We start from the raw sequence: 16,530 nt of genomic DNA on the forward strand, positions 1-16,530 counted from the left end.
TAGCCGATAACGACCTCTCCATCCCGACTCTCGGGAACGCAGGCTCGTTCGGAGAATGGGCTGCTCATGCTTCCCGCCGCTGGCTATGTCGCTGGGGGCGTCGCTGCGTCCGGGATGCAGCTCGTCCACGGCGCCATCGACGAGCCGTCCTCAGACTCGAGCCATTCCCCTCTCGGCGGCCGCTTCAAATCGATCTGCCCCCACCAGGTCCTGCGAACGATGCGCAGCCCCGCGATGTCCTCGCAGTACCGAGCTGCGAGCTTCTCCGACCTCGTCGATGCGTACAGGGTGACGCCCTGACGGTCTCCGAGGTCCTGCAGCGCGTCGCTGAGCAGCAGCCGGATTCCGCGGCCGGCGCCCGCCGCACCAGGGCGGGCAACGTGCTCAGCCGCGTACCATCCGGGCTTCTTCCCCTGCTGTCGGACCCAAATTCCAATCCGCGCGTCCTTCGTCGCCCACCTGGTCACCGACGGGTGCGCAGCGATCCCGAAGTACGCCAAACCGAGCACCACGATCACCGCCACCCAGGACGAGACCACCGCGGCGAGTGCGAGCAGTACCATGGCTGGCCAGCTGGCGTGCATGCTCGACGAGGCGGAGCTCAGCGCAATGAAGGGTGCGAAAAGCGTGGCGCTGGTCAGGACTATGAGGGGCGCTGTTGGGCGCCGCCGAAGGAACCAGATGAACGCCTCGAAGCGCTGCGGAATCGTCTCGACAGGTAGTGCCTCCTGGGCCAAGAGAAGGTCGCGGCTCATGCTCCAACGCTACTGAGCGGCTCCGCGAAGATCTCGAGTCATGTCGGGACGCTTTGTCCCCCTGGGGCTCATCGACCGGCTTGTCCGGGTCCGTTCACACATCCGGGGGAATTCTAGAGCGGGTCGCCGTATGCGTCGTGGTTGTACTGGGTGAGGTCCTTGATGAAGGCGGGGTCGAGTGTGTCGTAGCGGGCGATCGCGGCAGCGGTGTTGCCCTGAGCGGCGAACAGTGCGGCGTTGGGGTACACCCGTCCGCAGACAGGGCACACCGCGAACTCTGACGGGTCAGAAGAGCCATCCGTCATCCACGACAGGCGGCCGTCGCTGGTCGCATGGCACCAGTTCTCTGTCTGGGAGTCGTTACCGCACTCGCATGTCTGGTTCTCGCCGTCCTCGTCGACAGTGATCTCTCCGTCGACGAGGACGGTCGCGTAGGGCCAGCCGTTCGTCGGTGCGCTCACGATGCGGCTCTCGCCCGCCGTTGCCTGATGGGCTTTGCGGGCATCGCCAGCTCGCCGGCGGTGATGAGCTGCTGATAGTTCGTGAACAGTGCGCGCAGCCTCGAATCTTCGGTAGCCGTGCCGCGCAGCCCCAGCGTCTTGTCGATCGCCGCGTCGAGCTGACGATGGGCGCGCAGCAGATCTGGGGCCATGGCCAGCGGGTTGTAGTGATCGGCGAGGGAGCGTTCGGGGTGCAACGCGCGGGCGTCCAGCACGGCCTGCCCGCCGGCGATGATCGCAGCTCGCTGCTCATCGCTCAGTGTGGGCAGCGGGAAGGTGTTCCATGTGAGTGTGCTTGAGTACCGGAGATCGGATTTGATGCGCCCGCCCACGGCCTTCTGCCATGCGAGGAAAGCGGAGGAGGACAGCGCCGCGAACGCCAGTCCTTCGGGATCCGCGATCGTGAAGTTCGCGTCGCCGCTGATGGACTCGGGCTCGAGGTACGCCACGGGGAAGAAGGTGCGCGCCTCGGAGACGTGCCGGGGCACGCACACGTAGTTGCTTGTCGGTCGCTTCGAGTTGGGGCGGAACAGGTGCGGGGTGAGACGCAGCTTGTAGGCGTCGCCGGTGGGGGTCTGGGCGGACCTCCACTCTCGGCAGCCTTCGACCCGCTCGCGGAGGAACGCTGAGTGACGCAGATCCGACGGGTCGAGATCCTCAAGCCACAGGCACCACCGCGACTTGCCCTGCACGAGCTCCTTCGCGCCGAGGAACGGCCTGACGTACTTCGCAGCGATGGGATCGGCGATCGCAATCGCATGTGCGTCCTCGTCGAGCAGCAGGTTCCCTCCGTCTGCTGGCATTGTGCCGAATGACGCCACTGGCAGATCTGCGAGCGGCTTCTCTCGGGTGTCGACGTAGACGTTGGGCGCGTCGTGCAGGTAGCCGTTGATCTGTTCGGTGACGGGCACCCGGTGCGGCTCGCCGCGCGGCTCGTCGTAGTCGAACAGGACCGCCGGCCGGCCCTTGGTGATCCGATCGAAGCCGGTCACCACGCAATGCACTGCGGCGGCGCTCGGGGCCTCCGATGTCCAGGCGAACGTCCGGTGCGCGAAGGCGACGCGCCAGCCCGCGCTGATGAGCGGCCGGAACAGTGCCGGGACCGGTTGCCCCTGAACGATCGAGTTGGTCGACACGAAGGCGAAGTGCCCGCCGCGGTCGCCCAGGAAGTCGGCGGCCTTCTTGAACCACCCGGTCACGTAATCGAGGTAGCCGTCGAACTGCGCCCCCCAGACCACGCGCAGGTCGTCCCGCTGCGCCGTGGCCTTGGTCTTGTGCCCGATGAACGGAGGGTTGCCCATGACGTAGAGATCCGCGCTCGGCTCGACGACCTCGGCCCAGTCGACCCGCAGTGCATTCCCGACGACGATGCTCTTGATCTTGTCGAGCGGCAGCGAGTCGGGCGCGGCGCCGAGCGCCAGCTCCATCGCCTGGTTCGCCTGATGCTCCACCAGGTGCAGCGCGGTCGCCGCGATCTGCGCCGGCCACTCCTCGAGCTCGATACCGTGGAAGCTGGACAGCTTCACGGCGAGATGCTCCTCGGTAAAGAACATCGTCCGGGCGGTCTCACCGGACAGCTCCTGAATCCGCAGCAGCACCTCGAGGTCCAGCGCGCGCATCTGACGGTAGCCGACCACGAGGAAGTTCCCACACCCGCACGCGGGGTCAAGGAACCGCATCCGACCCATGTCCGCGCGCAGCTTCTTGAGCTTGGCGGTGTCGTGATAACCATCGGTGAATCGCTGCCGGAGCTCGTCGAGAAACATCGGCCCGATGACCTTCATGATGTTGGTCTCAGTGGTGTAGTGCTCGCCGAGCTCACGACGTGCGGTCTTGTCCTTGACAGCCTGGAAGAGGCTGCCGAAGATCGCCGGCGAGATCGCCGACCAGTTGAACATCGCCGCGTCGGTGAGACGCTTGCGCATGCCAGCGTCGAACGACGGGATGGAGAGCGGTTCTTCGAAGACGCCGCCGTTGACGTAGGGGAAACGGGCGATCAGCTCGTCGAGGTTCGACTGCCGGCGGCCGGGCTCACGGCCCATCACCTGGTACAGCAGCGACAGCTCCGGGCCGAGATCTGAGCCGTCCTCCGCCGTGCGGGTCTCGAGAAACTCGAGGAACAGATCCCGGTCCCAGAGCCCCGCATCGTCGGCGTAGAGAGCGAACAGCGTGCGCACGAGGAACACGCTGGCCTCGTGATCGTCGTACCCGGATCCCTCGAGCGCCTCGTACAGCGACGCCATCAGCTTCGCAGCCTTGATCGACGCCGCTTCCTGTGCCTTCGAGCCGAACGTCCGCTCTCCGTAGCCGGCCAGGAAGGCAAGCTTGTCTGCCTGCTCCCGCAGCTCACTGGTCTCAAACTCGGTCGGCGCCGTTCCGGTCTCAGAGTGCAGATCCAGGAGCCGGAATCGGCGGAAGTCGCTCGTGATCACCCATCGGGGCACCTCAGGATCGGGGAGATCGTCGATGTAATCGAGTGCCTGCTGCTCGGCGGCCGCGAGATCCTTGCCGGCCGACTTCATCTCGATCAGAGCCAGGCCGGGAATCAGCGCGTCGATGTAGCCGCGCGCTCCTGTCGATGAGCGCTTGACTCGCTTCTCGTAGAACGCTGCGCGGGGCTCGGTGATCCCGTAGACGCCGAGCAGATCTCGGACGAACGATTGGGCCTGCTGCCGCTCGTCGCCCGGTTCGTCCTTCCAGTCGCGCGCGAAGCGCGCAGCGCGCGAGCGGATCTCATTCATCGACAGGGTTTTGGCCACATCCACACGTTATCTGGGACATATCGCACAGACGAGATCCGCACCTGGGCGCGAGTGGACGGCTGCACCGTGTCCGGCAGAGCCCGGATCCCCGAGGCGGCCGTCTCTATCTAAAACGCCGACTGAGCGTCCAACCTGCCTGCACATCCAATTGGACGCGGCGATCCTGCGAGAGCGTTCTGGGGGCTGTTCTGTGCGCATGGTGGGCGGTTTCGAACGATTGGGGCTGAACGGGGGAGGGCGGGGTTAGCCTGCCGCTATGTGTGGGCGCTTCGCAGTCGCTGATTCCGTGAACGAGTCGATAGAAGCCTTCGTGCTCTTGACTCGCCGGAAGCCGCAGGAATGGTCGGCCGATTGGGAGTCGCGATTCAACATCGCGCCCACCGAACAGATCCCGGTGCTGCTGGATTCAGCGAAGACCGGGGAGATGCGATTCGAGCGCGCGCGCTGGTCCCTGGTGCCTTCATGGTCGAAGACGCTGAAACTGGGATACGCGACGCACAATGCACGCGCGGAGGTGCTTTTCGAGAAGGCGACATGGAAAGGCCCCATCAAGTCGCATCGGGCGATCATCCCCGCATCCGGATTCTTCGAATGGACGGGCGAGAAAGGGGCGAAGCAACCCTGGTTCATCCACAACCCCGACGAGCCGATGCTCGGCTTCGCCGGCCTGTACTCGTGGTGGCTCGACCACGCGCTCGCCGAGGACGATCCGAACCGGTGGACGCTGACGGCGACGATCGTGACGTCGGATGCCGTTGAGACGCTGGCGGGGATCCACGATCGGAATCCCGTGATCCTTCCCGAGCACATGTGGGAGTGGTGGATGGATCCGTCGCTCGTCGGCGACCAGACAATGGTCGACGAGGCCGTGCGCGCCGGCGTCGCTGCTGCGTCGGACCTTGAGTTCTACCGGGTCGCGCCGATTAAGACGAAGGACGAGGGGCCGCAGGTGATCGCACCGATCGAGTGACGGTCGACGCCTGTGGGAAGATGCGGGCAACTTGACCATCGGAGATCTCATGAGCACCGCCGCTCCTCAGCCTGCAACGGAACTCGCGCTGACGATCCCCGCACCATCGCGGATGTCCTTCCCCCAAGTGCAGATGCAGCTGTTCGCGATCGAGTTCGTCTTCGATCTGGCAGAGGTGATGTTGCTGGCGGACCTCACGGACGAACTGCAGCGCGGTGATGCGGTTCGGATCAGCCGCCTGCAGTACGGGAGTCCGCTACAGATCGTGATCGATCTGACCGAGATCTCCGAACTCCTCAAGAGCGTGGGATCGGTCGGGTTCAGCGTGATCGCTTACAAGCTGCTCACCAAGGGCCCCGAGGCATGGAAGACCCTGGAGGAAGCCCTGGCGCTCCGCGCCGAGCGAAAGGCCGCGCGCCGCGCCGCTCGACTTGAGAAGTCCGAATCGGAGACTTCGAAGGAGCCTGCGGCACCTGACGCTCAGAGCGACGAATTGCTGGAGGGATCGATTGCCGCGTTCCTTGCCCCCGTTGTCGATGACGTGATGACAGTGTCGGAACAGAACGGCCTCGGGTTGGATCGCAACCAGGTGCTGGCTGCTGGAATCAAGTACATCGAGATTCACGAGTACGAGTCGCGATCGGCAGGCGAGATGCTGAAGAAGACGACAGTGAAGGTCGAGTTCAAATAGCCCGGCGTGCGGCGGCAACCTGATCAAGCAGCTGCTCCCAAGTTCGCACGACGACGAGGCGATCGTTCACGGTGATCTGTGCCCACGGGTGGGGACTTCGAGCTCGTATCGGCGCTGGCCGTAGACGGTGACCGTGACGTCGTCGACGACCCAGGTGGTGGTGGTGCCGGGGCGGGTCGCCGTGATGGCGTCGAGCAGCTCGGCAATCCGCGCGGCGCGGTAGCTGTCGATCGATGCGCTCACCGCTTCCCTCCTCCTCCGGAGCGCCGTCGCACCGCGCCCACCGTGATTATTCCCGACCTCTCCATTCTCAGCTGTCCGAGCCGAGGATCCGCGCCTGCACGAGTGGCAAGAGGGCAGCGCGTTGCATGACCGGCAGCACGCTGAAGTGCTCCCTCAGGATCTCCAGGGCCTGCTCGAACGCGTCGGGAAGCGCGGCGAGCTCTTCCCGCGCTCGCCGCGCCGTCGCGGCGGCCTGAGCGTCGGCGAGGTCGCGAGCACGCCACTGCGCGACGTCAGCCGGATCCTTCCATGCGTCGACCACGCGCGGAGCCATCAGGCCTGTGTAGTAGACCTTCGACGGCTCGCCCTCGGGCTGTTGTACCTCGAGCACGGCCCCGACTGGAGTGCCCGCCTGGAACGGCTGGACGGCGCCCTTGGCGGCGCCGAGGGCGCCGTCTGGGCCGATCTCCTGGTGCCAGTAGGTCAGCTGCTGACCTGCGACCAGGCGGCGTCCGATGTAGACCATCCGCGTGGTGATCGTGTTCACGGCTCGTCACCGTCCTCTTCGAATCGGATCCGCCTGCCAGGCCGCGGCGAGCGCGGTGAGCATGTTGGGGATGTTGTCGCCGATGATGGCGCGGCCGCCGGGGTTGGTGGAGTATCGGTTCTGGGTGCCGTCGGGGGAGTCGGCGTAGACGTTGAGCTGGTAGGGGGCGGTGGGGTCGACGGGGCGGTCGGCGTCGTCGATGATGATGCGGATCCGGGTGCGGTGCGTGGTGTTCGACATGGTGTCTCCGTGGGGTTGGTTCCGGGGAGCTCGGGGCGTTGGCGCCGGCCGGGCTCCCCGGGTGCTTACGCGGTGAGGAGCTGCTGAGCCTGGACGGCGGGGCAGCCGAGATGGGTGGCGCGGGTGGTGATCCACTGGGCGACGTGTGCCGGCGGGGTGGTTGCCGGCAGGTGGGAGTCTTCGAAGTCGGCGCCGCCGGCGGTTTCGATCCACCAGGTGGCGCGCGGCTTGTGCGGGTCGATGCCGGCGCGGTCGTGCGGGTCGTCCTCGTCGTCGGTGCGGCAGCCGAGGTCGATCTGCAGGACGTTGAGGCCGCCCATGTCTGCCTCGAGGTCGACGGGGAACGGGAGAAGCGCTGCGACGGCGGCGACGTGCTCGTCGACGCGTTCGATCTCGAGGTTGTGGGCGGCCTGCTCGCAGCGGGCGACGGAGGCGAACCCGTTGTACTGGAGGGCGTGGGCGAGGTTATAGCCGGTGTGCGCGATCGCGAGCTCGTCGAGCAGCGCGGCGGAGTCGGCGGGGTTGGCTCCCTTGCGGACGCGGTAGGCGATGAGTTCGGCGGCCCGGGTGGTGGTGTTCATCACAACTCCCAATCTGAACTATGGATCTGACACTTACAGTCTAGGCGTGCATGGTTCGTAAATCAAGACCAGATATTTGGGCCAAATATCTGTAGGGTGATCGCATGATCACACCGAACGACAGCGCCGGCGCCGGACGCGCCCCGATCCGCCGAGGCCGCCCCCGTGTCGGCGTCGAGCCCGGTCCTTCGCCAGTCGTGAAGGGCAGCATCAGCGCCGACGAATTCAGTCTGCTCGCCGAGCTCAAGGAGGAGACCGACTTCAACACCTCCGCCCTCGTGCGCGACGGGATCCTGCTGCTCCTTGCCCGCAACGGCAAACTCCAGATCAATGACGAAGCTTGGGAAGCTCGGTACCGCCTGGCCCGGGAGGTCACGGCGGAGAGGGATCCCGTGAAGGCACAGCTGCTGGAAGTGCAAGAGAGCATCTTTCGGGCGGGCCTCGCCGACGTGGACGGCGACGGCCAATGACCCCCGATCCGATCGGCGACGCACCGGTGCTCTTGCTGCGGCGAGCGCCTGAGGATGCGCCGATGGTGACGTCGGACGGGATCGATGTGAGTGTGCTGCGTGAGGAGCAGCGTGCTCTTCAGGAGGCTGATGCGATCCGTGCGCTTGGGCTCGCGATCTGGGAGCTGCGCGACGCCGACGTGATCCGGAACGCGGTCGGGATGCTGGATCCGTCGGCCCATCCGGAGGCGGAGTCGTTCATCGAGTCGTTCACGAGCTGGGTGTTCAGCGTGGGGCAGGGCATCGACGTCGAGCCGATGACGTTGCTTGGCCGGGTCGTCGACGACCCTGAACGGGTCAACGGTGACATCGCGGATCTCGCGGACACGCATCCGGCGGTGGCGACGTTCGACGATGCCGAGGAGGAGTTCCGGCGAGTGTGGGAGAACGAGGAGGGCAAGCAGCGCACCGAGTACGTGTCCCGTGCCCAGCAGCGTGCCACCGAGCTGCACCCCGGCGCGATCGTGCGGCCGTGGCTACCGTTCGACGGCATTCAACCGGACGCGGTTTCTGAAACCGCCACGCGTGAGCTCCGGGACGCGTGCGAGTCGTACGCGAGGGATCACGTCCAGATCGTCGGAACGCCGTTCGCGAGCGGCACCGTCGAAAGCGACCAGGTCGTCGCCCATTGGGATCAGGCGGGCCTCACCTGGCGTCGAGTGCTCGAACGCATCACGTCGGAGCGGGCAGTCAACTGATGCTCACGGTCTGCGGCGGGCCTGCGCTCGCCGCAGAAGGTCGGACCGGCGTCGCCTCGGTCGTCGCTGACTGATTGGGCGCGACCTGCCAAGAGTTAGGCGGATTCGGGCTCGGGATCTTCCTCGAGCTCGGCGTCGATGATCGCGTCCGGCGCAGCGTCGGGACCGGGAGCCTCGGTGAGCATCGGCATTTCGAACACCGCGCTGTACTCCGCGATCGCGTGCCCGAGATCTGCCGGCGCCGTGAACAAACCCACCGCGGTCACCACGACACCGGTCAGCGCCATGATCCGCTCCCAGACCGGAGAGCGCTGCGCCGGCATCGGCATGCGCCGACACTCATGGTGGAAGCGGTCGAGCTCGTCGACGAGAGGCTGCGCTCCACCGACCTTGTAGAGATCCGCGGCTTCCATGATCCGGTGCCCGAAGCGGATGAACGCAGCTCTGGTCTCGGGGGTGAGGGACTCGTCTTCGGCCGCGAGCTTGACGATCTCCTCGGCGAGAGTGCGGATCTGCGAAAGGGTGTCCTCATCGATTGCGGGGTTCAGGCCCTGGAGCGTCATGAGGGCATAGCTGGCATGTTCGAGGTCCGCCAGCACGCCCGGGGTGATCTCACCGAGGATGCCCTGAACCGCTTGCGTGCCCAGAGGATCCGAGCGGAACACATTGCGCACCGGGGCGAGCGCCCGCAGAAGAACGGCCTTGGGCGCGGACGGATCCTCAAGCAGAGCGACCTGAGCTTCCATCTCATCGGGGAGCGAGATCAGCTGCGTGACGGCGCTCAGATACGCGGCGTTGTACTCCGCCGGCAGACCGAAATAGGCGGCCGCGAATTGGAAGATCGCCTGGTTGGGTGCACCCCCGCACACGTTGCGGAAGTACAGCCACAGCCGCCCGGCCGGGTTCGACTCATGCGCGCTCATGCGATCAGCGTAGGGGTGATCCGCGGTCGGGCTAAACGGTCAGGCGGGCTCCGCTCAGCAGGTGGTCGAGGATCGTCGTCTGTGCGGCGAGTGCCCCGTGCCCCGGGTGTTCCTGCAGGGCAGCGGACAGCCGTGCAGGCGATTCCTGATCGGTGACGACGGTGACGTGTGAACGGTGACGGGAGAGCGCAACGCACAGCCGCCCAAGATCGAGTGCGAACGCCTCGTCCGTGTCGTGCCCGAGCATCGGATGCACCGCGACGACAGCCTCGCGCTGCAACCCTTGAGCCTGGTTGATCGTCCCGACGAACACGTCCGGCAGATCCGCGAGGTGCGCCGCGGCGAGCGCGGCTTGTTCGACGTGGGGGACGATCAGCGCGAGGTCCTCGGGGAGCAGGATGCCTGTGCTGTCGGGGGTGTGGAGGGTGGCGGTGAGCAGGGCGCGGATGGTGTCGGTGGCGGTCTGGATTGCGCGGGGATCGGCGGTGCCTCCGGTGGCGGGCACCGGGATTGCGCGGTACTCGGGCAGGCGGATGCCGTCCTGAGCGATGTGGCGCAGTGGGCGTGCGGAGGTGAAGGGCAGGTCTGGGTAGAGCGGCGCGAGCAGGTCTGCGGTGTCGGGTCCGAATCGCCAGGTCCGGGGGAGGCGGAGGCGGGCGACGTCGTCGCCGTGCGCGGCGATGAGAGCCTGCGGTGCCGGAACCTGCGGGCCGATAGGGCTGTGTGCCCAGCGGCGCGTGGATCCGGTGACGACGGGGGAGATCTGGCCGGGGTCGCCGACCAGGACGAACTGGTCGGCCATGGCACCGAGCGCGCCGAGGTCGCTGAAAGTCAACTGGTACGCCTCATCGATCAGGAGGGCGTCGAAGTGCGCGACGCGGTTCTTCGGGGTCCAGAGCCAGCGGGCGGTGGTCGCGACGATCACGCCGGATCCGGTGCGCAGGTGCTTCGCGCTGGTGACGGGGATCTGCTCGTCGAGGCCCTGGGGGCGGGTCTTGTCGGTGTCGTTCAGGAACACGGTGGGGGTGCCGGTCGCTGCGGTGCGGTTGGCGACGTCCACGGCCTGTGCGCGGGTCTGCGCGGCGATCGCCACGGTCATCCCGGCGCGGCCCTGTAGTTGATGGGCGAGGACGGTGATCAGGTGCGTTTTGCCCGCACCGGGAGGGGAGTCGATCACGACCGCGGCGTCTCCGCTCCACACCGAGAACAGGGCCTGCGCGAGAGTGGGGTTTCGCAGGTGCTCCGTCGCTGCGGCCGGTGCGGGTGCCGGGGTAGTCGGGGGCACCGCCGAGGGGCGATTCGGGAGGGCGGGGGCCTTGCGCATGGAGTCCTCATTCCTGTTATGGATCTGACGCTTACAGTCTGCCAGGGGGGTCGGACATTGCGCCGAGAGTGTGACACCGCATCGCGTGGTGTTACACTGAGGTATGCCTACCAAGCACCCCCGCACGTACATCACGCACACCCCGCAGGTGGCGCATGCGCTGGACGTCGCACGGACCCGATGGCCCGAAGAGGGCCGGGAATCCGCGTTGATCCTTCATCTCCTCGATGAGGGCGCGAAAGCCGTGGAGCAGAGCGAGAACTACGCCCAGGAGCAGCGCATCGCCCGCATCCGCGCGATCGCCGGCAAGCACTCCGACCTCTACGGCAAGGGCTATCTCGAGGAGATCCGCGAGGGGTGGCCCGAGTGATCGTCCTCGACGCCGGCGTCCTCATCGGCTACCTCGACGCGACCGACGCGCACCACGACACAGCCATCGAGCTGCTCGAGCAAGAGGCGCCGCCCTTTCTGACTCATCGTCTGACTCTTGCCGAGGTGCTCGTTGGCCCCGCGAGGCGGGGCCGCGAGGACCAGGTGTTGCGCGACCTCTACTCGATCGGTGTGACGCAGGCAGAGAGCTGGAGCGACGAACCCATTGAGCTCGCGCGTATGCGTGCCGAATGGGGCCTCAAGATGCCAGATACTTGCGTGCTCGTCACTGCCCAGCACCACGACTGCGAGCTCGCGACCTTCGACAAGCAGCTCGCGAAGGTCGCCGCTCGCGAGGCTGTGCTTCACCCTGCGCTCCGGGCGCTCGCCGCGGGGTAACCTCACCCGGGCGCTTCGCGCTCCGCACGGGGGACAGGGCATGCGTTCCACTCCCGAAGGCGAGTGCGGAGCCAGGAGAAGCGCCCGGACTGGTGTCGAGCTATGTCCGGTCAGGCTCAGAGCGGTCGACGGCCAGTGCCGCGTTGAAGAACGCGAGCGCCTGATCGCCCTCCAGCCCCTCTGCCATCAGCAGATCCGCGGCCACCACGCACAGCATCAGCGACATCGCGTGAAGGCGGTCGGCCCAGTCATCAGGCTGCGCCGGCGCCGTGAAGAGGCCGAACGACGATCGTGGCGCATAGGCGCGCGCCATGCGCATCGTTGGGTGCGCGTACTGCCTCGACGCATACCAGGCGTGGTAGTAGCCCCCGGCGAAACGCGACGCGCTCGCAGCATTCGCCACGGCGCGAGCGGCGCTGGCGAGGCTCTCATCGAGCGGACCGAAGCTGCTCAGATCCGCCGGGTCAGGGAGCACCAGCCCCTCCGTATCCGCAGGGAGCCCCATGCGGGCGAGATGATCCGGATGCTTGCTCAGAAGCTTGTTCTCCTCCTCGAACTGCGCACGCAACCCCGCTGCGCGATCATCGAGGCCGCGCAGCCAATTGAGACGGATCGCAACTTCGAACACCAAGCGCACATTCGGCGCCGCCGCGGTACCGTGACCAGCCGCAGTGAGCTCGGCGGCCGCGAGGATCTGATCGTGCGCAGCCCGCAGCCACCCGACGATAATCGCGCCGACCTCGGTCGTCCGGAACTGCAGGTGCTCAACGGCCAGTACCGCACGCGCCACATCCGCCACGTACTCCGGCGCCGCAGCACCGATGTCGATCTCAGACATACGACGATGATGCCTGCGGCGAGCGCACGCCGCAGGCAAACGGTGGATGCCGTGGCGAGCGCGGCCGGTACGGTGTGAGCGGAGGCGGCAGCATGGGCGAGGGTTGGATCTACGAGCGGAACGGCGACAACACGGCGCGGTTCGTTCTGGGGACGGCAGGGCAGAACCCGCTCGTGTGCGTCGGGGTGAACCCGAGCACCGCGGAGCCCGGGGATCCCGATCTCACCGTGGCGAAGGTCGCGGGATTCGCGCAGCGCAACGGCTTCGACAGCTGGGTCATGCTGAACCTTTACCCGCAGCGCTCGACCGACCCTCATGGCATGCACGCCGCCTTCGACCCTGCTCTGAAGGCTGAGAACGAGAGGCGGGTCGCCGAGTTCCTTTCCGGCAGGCGGCTTTCGCTGCTCGCAGCGTGGGGCAAGACGATCGCCGTTCGCCCGTACTTGTGGCAGATGCTCGAAGGCCTCGTATCCGTAGCGGAGGGGTGCACCTGGACGTCGATCGGTGACCTGCTCAAGAGCGGCCATCCGCGGCATCCTTCCCGTGCCCGCTACGCGTGGCCGTTGCAGGACTTCGACGTGGAGAGCTATCTGACCAGCCGCAGTGCGGGAGCGCGCAGATGATGATCGACGGGTGTGTTGCGCAGCTGCTGCAGCCGATTGTGAACGACGTCACGTCAGCGAACGAACCTCCTGTGCCGTGGACAGCGATTCTTACCGCGGCTGCGGCGGCGCTCGGGCTCGGGTGGACGATCCTGGCCTGGATCTATGGCGGTAGCCGGCTAAAGGTGAAGCTCGAGCTCGGATACACCGACGGGGTTCATCTCTTGAAGTCGGTGCCACGGGACTTTGCCGATCCAATGACGATCCGTCAGCGGGTGGTGGAGGCCATCGGCCGGCCCGCTATCGATGTCGTGGTGCTCACGGTGATCAACCGAGGCCGGACCGCGGCAACTGTGCATGATCCCTCGCTGCTGTTCCAGCGGGGGGATGTCGATGAGGTCGCAGTCAGTACTGCGCTAATCCGCGGGCGAGGTGTGAAGAAGGAGAGAGTGCGGCTGGAGCCGAACGATTCGTGTGAGTTTGTTATGCCGCTCGCACCTCTTGTCGAGAGCGCTGAAGCGGCATTCGGCCTGCAGAAAGCCAAGGGAGCCGTGTATCCGCTGCGGGCGCGTGGTCAGGTTACTTCGGGAACGGGGCGGGTGAAGCGCTCCGCACTCTTCCGTGTTGAGCTGTTCAAGTTGACGCGCGCCGACTGGCCAGTGCTCATGCCACTTCGGGGTCAGCCCCTGACCGCGGAGGAACAGTTGGTGCTGCAGTTCCTCGCTCCGGGAGTGAAGATTCGAGACCAGCTGCTCGATGCGAGCGCTGTGTTCGCGAACCTTCGCGATGGCGTGCCCGAGGCAGACTTGTACCCCGGCCCCGGGACGAGCCCCGGCGAGATGCTCCGCGTCATGGGAATGATCGGGCGGGCCCGTTGGGTGATCGATGAGGAGAAGGCGGCCAAGTCGAGCGATCCGGCAATCTGACCCAGCGGTCACGTTCGGGGCTGTGGAGTCAGTCGGCCGCAGCGGCGATCACGTCGAGGGGGACGTTGCCGCGGCGGGTGGTGGGCTTGCCGCGTCCGGCGATCCAGTTCGTGCCGCGTCGGTAGCCCATCGCGGCGAGCGTGCGGGCGTTGCTCTGCATGTTCGGGTCTACGCGTGCGGGGCGGAGCGTTATGCGGTCACCGGGCGCGATCTGCGCTCGCCGCGGTACGTCGGTGATGGTGATTCGCAGGTGTGCGTCACGGTCGATGGTTGTGGCGTCGATCGTTCCGGTGAGGCAGTCCGTGGTTCCGGCGTTGATCGGGTCGCCGCGCCACCCGGCGATCTTCGTCCCGACGCGGAGCCGGGACAGCGGACGATCCGCGATGAGTTCCACGACGGTTTCGTCGTGCGCGGTGACGACGGCGGGCACGACGGACCCGTCGTGCGATGCGGCGAGCGCGACGCGGGGGTCGTCGAGGCGGAGGGATTCGTACCATTCGGTGGCGTGGCTGCGGGCGAGGAGGCCGAGGGCGGCGTCGATGCGGGTGTCGGGGAGCCACCAGGGGCGGCCTGCGGTGGTGCGGTTCTGGTGGCGTGTCCAGGAGGCGGTGTCGAGGATGCTGGCGTGGAGCAGGCCGGGTAGGAGGGGGCCGGTGGTGGTGAGGGTGGCGAGGTCGAGGAGTTGCTGGGGGCCGGTGGTGGTGATGTTGAGCCAGTGCGCCCAGGTGTCGGGGGTGCGTTCGGCGTCGGGGTGGACGCCGAGGATCCAGCGGTGGCGGGCGGTGTCGGTGGCGATGTGGACGGCGTCGGTGCCGGGGTGGTCGGCGCGCTGATCCCACCAGGCGATGACGGGGGAGGCGGGGTGGTCGTGGTGGGCGTGGGCGAGGTCGGTGAGGGCGGCGAGGTCGGCGGTGGTGGCGACGATGAGGGGGCGGCGCTGTTCGGTCATGCCGATGCCGTAGGCGGCGAGCGCGTCGAGGGCGGTGCGGTTGGTGCCGGTGCGGGTGGTGGTGCCGTCGGTGGCGGTGAGGTAGAGGTGGGCGGCGTCTGTGGTGATGGTGGCGGCGATGCCGCCGGTCGGGGGGATCGCGGGGGAGTAGTGGGCGGCGGGGACGGGGCGGCGGGTGTGCTGTGCGCGCAGGCGTGCGCCGAGGGTGAATTGGGCGAGGCTCATGGCTGCTCCGTCGGGGTGTGGGGGGTTGGGGTGTCGAGGGCGTCCCATCCGGCGCGGATCGCGGGCGGGGTGGTCGGGTCGGGGGTGCCGGTGTGGAGGTCTGCGAGGACGGCGTCGAGGGTGGTGCCCGCGGCGGTGCAGGTGCGTTCGGCGAGCGTGGCGAGCGGGTCGTGGTGGCCGCTCGTGGCGGTCACGCTGTGACCGCCGTGCGGCGCTCGGCGCGGATCTCTGCGACGAGGGTGGCGACCTTGGGCATCGGGAGGCCGTAGCCGCGGCCCTTGAACCAGCGGTCCAGCGCCTCGGCCTTGATCGCCTCGTCCTCGGCGATGTCGGCGCGGATGCGCTGTGCCTCTTCGGTGGCCGGGTCGAGTTCCCGGACGCGGAGGCGTTCCAGGATCCGGACGACCGAGGGCCGCGGCGTTTCCCCAGCGGCTTCCATCTCTGCGATGATCTGTTCCCTCAGTCCCATGATGCCCTCCGAAATGTGTTCTGTGGATCTGACATTTACAGTCTCGCAGGGGCCACCGACATTGCTCCGAGGATCCCGCGCAAGATGGCAAAATCCGCTGCGAGTTGGCATCGGTGCCGTGGGACCCGACATGCGCGCCGGATCCCGCAGCGGTTCTACACGACCAGCACCCGCGCCCACGACGGCACCTGCGCCGCCGCGTCCGGGCGGGTGAGCACCGCCACCAGCCGTGCCCGCGTCGGACGATCCGGCCACGGCGTGAATCCATCCGTCGTCACGACCACAACATCCGGCGCGGGGCGCAGAGCCTCGGCCGCGGCGATCCCGATCCGCATGTCTGTGCCGCCCCCGCCGATCAGATGCACATCGCGAGCCGACCGCACCGTGCGCGCGCTCGCCGCATGCGCATCGCACGCGATCACCTTCACGGATCCGCCGACCGCCTTGACGACGCCCTGCACCTCGGCGAGCGCGGCGGCGAGGTCGTCGGCGCCCATGCTCCCGGACGTGTCCACGACGACGGCGGCGGTCACGCGCGGGGCGCGCATGGCGGGGGTGATGATGCCGGGGATCTGGCGGCGTCCGGGGCGCGTGTAGGTGTAGGTGATCCGGCCCGCGGTGAGAGCGGAGATCCGGCGCACCATCCCGGCGAGCACCTTCCGCCACGGCACCGTGGGCGCTGTGAGCTCGTCTGCGGCCCAGCGGCGGATCCCAGCAGGAATCGTGCCCCGTGAGCGGGAAACGGCGTCCTGGACGTCCTGTGCGACCTTGTGGCGGGTGATCTTGACCTGAGCCTCGTCCAGACCCGGCATGGCCGGGTCGTCGGCGGACGGTTCCCACGCGGGGCGGGGGTCGCCGGCTCCGGATCCGCACCCCTCGCCGTCGTCCTCGCCCGCGTCGCTCTGACCTGCGTCGCCAGTGCCTTGCCCCTGTCCCGTCGCGCTGGGTGCGTCCGGGGCCTGGGGCGGCGTCAGCGCCGCGTAGTAGGACTCCTCGACGCCCTGTTCCGGCAGCCCGAGCGCGGCGGGCGT

Annotated in this window: 22 protein-coding genes; 8 read left to right on the forward strand and 14 right to left on the reverse strand. The window is 67.5% G+C overall.

Annotated elements, in window-relative coordinates; genetic code table 11:
* Positions 1 to 83: 83 nt before the first annotated feature.
* The 3 genes from ABD882_RS18955 to ABD882_RS18965 form a co-directional block, all read right to left on the reverse strand.
* Positions 84 to 755 carry a hypothetical protein gene (locus tag ABD882_RS18955; protein WP_345189061.1) on the reverse strand — a complete coding sequence of 224 codons (672 nt, stop codon included), beginning with the start codon at positions 753 to 755 and terminating at the stop codon, positions 84 to 86.
* 113 nt (positions 756 to 868) lie between these two features.
* Positions 869 to 1,216: a hypothetical protein gene (locus ABD882_RS18960; RefSeq protein ID WP_345189062.1), complete on the reverse strand. Its 348-nt coding sequence runs from the start codon at positions 1,214 to 1,216 to the stop codon at positions 869 to 871.
* Positions 1,213 to 4,014 carry a DNA methyltransferase gene (locus tag ABD882_RS18965; protein ID WP_345189063.1) on the reverse strand — a complete coding sequence of 934 codons (2,802 nt, stop codon included), beginning with the start codon at positions 4,012 to 4,014 and terminating at the stop codon, positions 1,213 to 1,215. The genes ABD882_RS18960 and ABD882_RS18965 overlap by 4 nt, the downstream gene beginning before the upstream one ends.
* Before the next feature lie 259 nt (positions 4,015 to 4,273).
* On the opposite strand from ABD882_RS18965, the gene ABD882_RS18970 reads away from it, so the two are divergent.
* Both ABD882_RS18970 and ABD882_RS18975 read left to right on the forward strand, forming a co-directional pair.
* Positions 4,274 to 4,987, forward strand: coding sequence for an SOS response-associated peptidase (locus ABD882_RS18970; RefSeq protein WP_345189064.1), 714 nt, complete (start codon positions 4,274 to 4,276; stop codon positions 4,985 to 4,987).
* 49 nt (positions 4,988 to 5,036) lie between these two features.
* Entirely contained in the window at positions 5,037 to 5,678 is a 642-nt protein-coding gene (locus tag ABD882_RS18975) for a hypothetical protein (RefSeq protein ID WP_345189065.1), read from the forward strand.
* Between the two features lie 66 nt (positions 5,679 to 5,744).
* Here the strand turns inward: ABD882_RS18975 and ABD882_RS18980 are convergent, their stop codons facing one another.
* The 4 genes from ABD882_RS18980 to ABD882_RS18995 all read right to left on the reverse strand — a co-directional run bounded on the left by ABD882_RS18980 (position 5,745) and on the right by ABD882_RS18995 (position 7,268).
* A complete protein-coding gene (locus ABD882_RS18980; protein ID WP_345189066.1) occupies positions 5,745 to 5,921 on the reverse strand; it encodes a hypothetical protein in 177 nt (58 codons plus the stop codon).
* 67 nt (positions 5,922 to 5,988) lie between these two features.
* Positions 5,989 to 6,447, reverse strand: a complete 459-nt coding sequence (locus ABD882_RS18985; RefSeq protein WP_345189067.1) for a hypothetical protein — start codon at positions 6,445 to 6,447, stop codon at positions 5,989 to 5,991.
* A 6-nt stretch (positions 6,448 to 6,453) separates the two neighbouring features.
* Complete coding sequence (locus tag ABD882_RS18990) at positions 6,454 to 6,687, reverse strand: hypothetical protein (protein WP_345189068.1); 234 nt, start codon at positions 6,685 to 6,687, stop codon at positions 6,454 to 6,456.
* A gap of 65 nt (positions 6,688 to 6,752) precedes the next feature.
* Complete coding sequence (locus ABD882_RS18995; protein ID WP_345189069.1) at positions 6,753 to 7,268, reverse strand: hypothetical protein; 516 nt, start codon at positions 7,266 to 7,268, stop codon at positions 6,753 to 6,755.
* A gap of 104 nt (positions 7,269 to 7,372) precedes the next feature.
* On the opposite strand from ABD882_RS18995, the gene ABD882_RS19000 reads away from it, so the two are divergent.
* Entirely contained in the window at positions 7,373 to 7,738 is a 366-nt protein-coding gene (locus ABD882_RS19000) for a hypothetical protein (protein WP_345189070.1), read from the forward strand.
* Between the two features lie 62 nt (positions 7,739 to 7,800).
* Entirely contained in the window at positions 7,801 to 8,475 is a 675-nt protein-coding gene (locus tag ABD882_RS19005) for a hypothetical protein (protein ID WP_345189071.1), read from the forward strand.
* 95 nt (positions 8,476 to 8,570) lie between these two features.
* On the opposite strand, the gene ABD882_RS19010 is transcribed toward ABD882_RS19005, so the two are convergent.
* Both ABD882_RS19010 and ABD882_RS19015 read right to left on the reverse strand, forming a co-directional pair.
* Entirely contained in the window at positions 8,571 to 9,398 is an 828-nt protein-coding gene (locus ABD882_RS19010; RefSeq protein ID WP_345189072.1) for a hypothetical protein, read from the reverse strand.
* A 31-nt stretch (positions 9,399 to 9,429) separates the two neighbouring features.
* Positions 9,430 to 10,722 (reverse strand): AAA family ATPase, encoded by a 1,293-nt coding sequence (locus tag ABD882_RS19015; RefSeq protein ID WP_345189073.1) that lies wholly within the window; start codon positions 10,720 to 10,722, stop codon positions 9,430 to 9,432.
* A gap of 103 nt (positions 10,723 to 10,825) precedes the next feature.
* Here ABD882_RS19015 and ABD882_RS19020 point away from each other — a divergent pair, with 103 nt between their 5' ends.
* Both ABD882_RS19020 and ABD882_RS19025 read left to right on the forward strand, forming a co-directional pair.
* Positions 10,826 to 11,092, forward strand: coding sequence for a hypothetical protein (locus tag ABD882_RS19020; RefSeq protein WP_345189074.1), 267 nt, complete (start codon positions 10,826 to 10,828; stop codon positions 11,090 to 11,092).
* Positions 11,089 to 11,490, forward strand: coding sequence for a type II toxin-antitoxin system VapC family toxin (locus tag ABD882_RS19025; protein ID WP_345189075.1), 402 nt, complete (start codon positions 11,089 to 11,091; stop codon positions 11,488 to 11,490). The genes ABD882_RS19020 and ABD882_RS19025 overlap by 4 nt, the downstream gene beginning before the upstream one ends.
* A 100-nt stretch (positions 11,491 to 11,590) precedes the next feature.
* Here ABD882_RS19025 and ABD882_RS19030 read toward each other — a convergent pair whose 3' ends face one another.
* Positions 11,591 to 12,328: a hypothetical protein gene (locus tag ABD882_RS19030; RefSeq protein ID WP_345189076.1), complete on the reverse strand. Its 738-nt coding sequence runs from the start codon at positions 12,326 to 12,328 to the stop codon at positions 11,591 to 11,593.
* A gap of 92 nt (positions 12,329 to 12,420) precedes the next feature.
* On the opposite strand from ABD882_RS19030, the gene ABD882_RS19035 reads away from it, so the two are divergent.
* Together ABD882_RS19035 and ABD882_RS19040 are read left to right on the forward strand one after the other, a co-directional pair.
* Positions 12,421 to 12,951 carry a DUF1643 domain-containing protein gene (locus tag ABD882_RS19035; protein ID WP_345189077.1) on the forward strand — a complete coding sequence of 177 codons (531 nt, stop codon included), beginning with the start codon at positions 12,421 to 12,423 and terminating at the stop codon, positions 12,949 to 12,951.
* Entirely contained in the window at positions 12,948 to 13,856 is a 909-nt protein-coding gene (locus ABD882_RS19040; protein WP_345189078.1) for a hypothetical protein, read from the forward strand. Before ABD882_RS19035 ends, ABD882_RS19040 begins: the two co-directional genes overlap by 4 nt.
* Before the next feature lie 28 nt (positions 13,857 to 13,884).
* On the opposite strand, the gene ABD882_RS19045 is transcribed toward ABD882_RS19040, so the two are convergent.
* The 4 genes from ABD882_RS19045 to ABD882_RS19060 form a co-directional block, all read right to left on the reverse strand.
* A complete protein-coding gene (locus tag ABD882_RS19045) occupies positions 13,885 to 15,030 on the reverse strand; it encodes a hypothetical protein (RefSeq protein WP_345189079.1) in 1,146 nt (381 codons plus the stop codon).
* Entirely contained in the window at positions 15,027 to 15,224 is a 198-nt protein-coding gene (locus ABD882_RS19050; RefSeq protein ID WP_345189080.1) for a hypothetical protein, read from the reverse strand. The genes ABD882_RS19045 and ABD882_RS19050 overlap by 4 nt, the downstream gene beginning before the upstream one ends.
* A complete protein-coding gene (locus tag ABD882_RS19055) occupies positions 15,221 to 15,499 on the reverse strand; it encodes a hypothetical protein (RefSeq protein WP_345189081.1) in 279 nt (92 codons plus the stop codon). Before ABD882_RS19055 ends, ABD882_RS19050 begins: the two co-directional genes overlap by 4 nt.
* Positions 15,500 to 15,654: 155 nt before the next feature.
* The coding region (locus tag ABD882_RS19060; protein WP_345189082.1) for a VWA-like domain-containing protein at positions 15,655 to 16,530 on the reverse strand (876 nt) is incomplete at its 5' end.

Source organism: Microbacterium panaciterrae, from assembly GCF_039541635.1.
GTDB lineage: Bacteria > Actinomycetota > Actinomycetes > Actinomycetales > Microbacteriaceae > Microbacterium > Microbacterium panaciterrae.

Bases quoted from the DNA above. Each gene is read 5' to 3' on its own strand.
- ABD882_RS19030 (WP_345189076.1), bottom strand. From the start codon at position 12,328: ATGTCTGAGATCGACATCGGTGCTGCGGCGCCGGAGTACGTGGCGGAT.
- ABD882_RS18955 (WP_345189061.1), bottom strand. From the start codon at position 755: ATGAGCCGCGACCTTCTCTTGGCCCAGGAGGCACTACCTGTCGAGACG.
- ABD882_RS19040 (WP_345189078.1), top strand. From the start codon at position 12,948: ATGATGATCGACGGGTGTGTTGCGCAGCTGCTGCAGCCGATTGTGAAC.
- ABD882_RS19000 (WP_345189070.1), top strand. From the start codon at position 7,373: ATGATCACACCGAACGACAGCGCCGGCGCCGGACGCGCCCCGATCCGC.
- ABD882_RS19010 (WP_345189072.1), bottom strand. From the start codon at position 9,398: ATGAGCGCGCATGAGTCGAACCCGGCCGGGCGGCTGTGGCTGTACTTC.
- ABD882_RS19045 (WP_345189079.1), bottom strand. From the start codon at position 15,030: ATGAGCCTCGCCCAATTCACCCTCGGCGCACGCCTGCGCGCACAGCAC.
- ABD882_RS19005 (WP_345189071.1), top strand. From the start codon at position 7,801: ATGGTGACGTCGGACGGGATCGATGTGAGTGTGCTGCGTGAGGAGCAG.
- ABD882_RS18975 (WP_345189065.1), top strand. From the start codon at position 5,037: ATGAGCACCGCCGCTCCTCAGCCTGCAACGGAACTCGCGCTGACGATC.
- ABD882_RS18995 (WP_345189069.1), bottom strand. From the start codon at position 7,268: ATGAACACCACCACCCGGGCCGCCGAACTCATCGCCTACCGCGTCCGC.
- ABD882_RS19015 (WP_345189073.1), bottom strand. From the start codon at position 10,722: ATGCGCAAGGCCCCCGCCCTCCCGAATCGCCCCTCGGCGGTGCCCCCG.
- ABD882_RS19020 (WP_345189074.1), top strand. From the start codon at position 10,826: ATGCCTACCAAGCACCCCCGCACGTACATCACGCACACCCCGCAGGTG.
- ABD882_RS19035 (WP_345189077.1), top strand. From the start codon at position 12,421: ATGGGCGAGGGTTGGATCTACGAGCGGAACGGCGACAACACGGCGCGG.
- ABD882_RS18970 (WP_345189064.1), top strand. From the start codon at position 4,274: ATGTGTGGGCGCTTCGCAGTCGCTGATTCCGTGAACGAGTCGATAGAA.
- ABD882_RS19055 (WP_345189081.1), bottom strand. From the start codon at position 15,499: ATGGGACTGAGGGAACAGATCATCGCAGAGATGGAAGCCGCTGGGGAA.
- ABD882_RS18990 (WP_345189068.1), bottom strand. From the start codon at position 6,687: ATGTCGAACACCACGCACCGCACCCGGATCCGCATCATCATCGACGAC.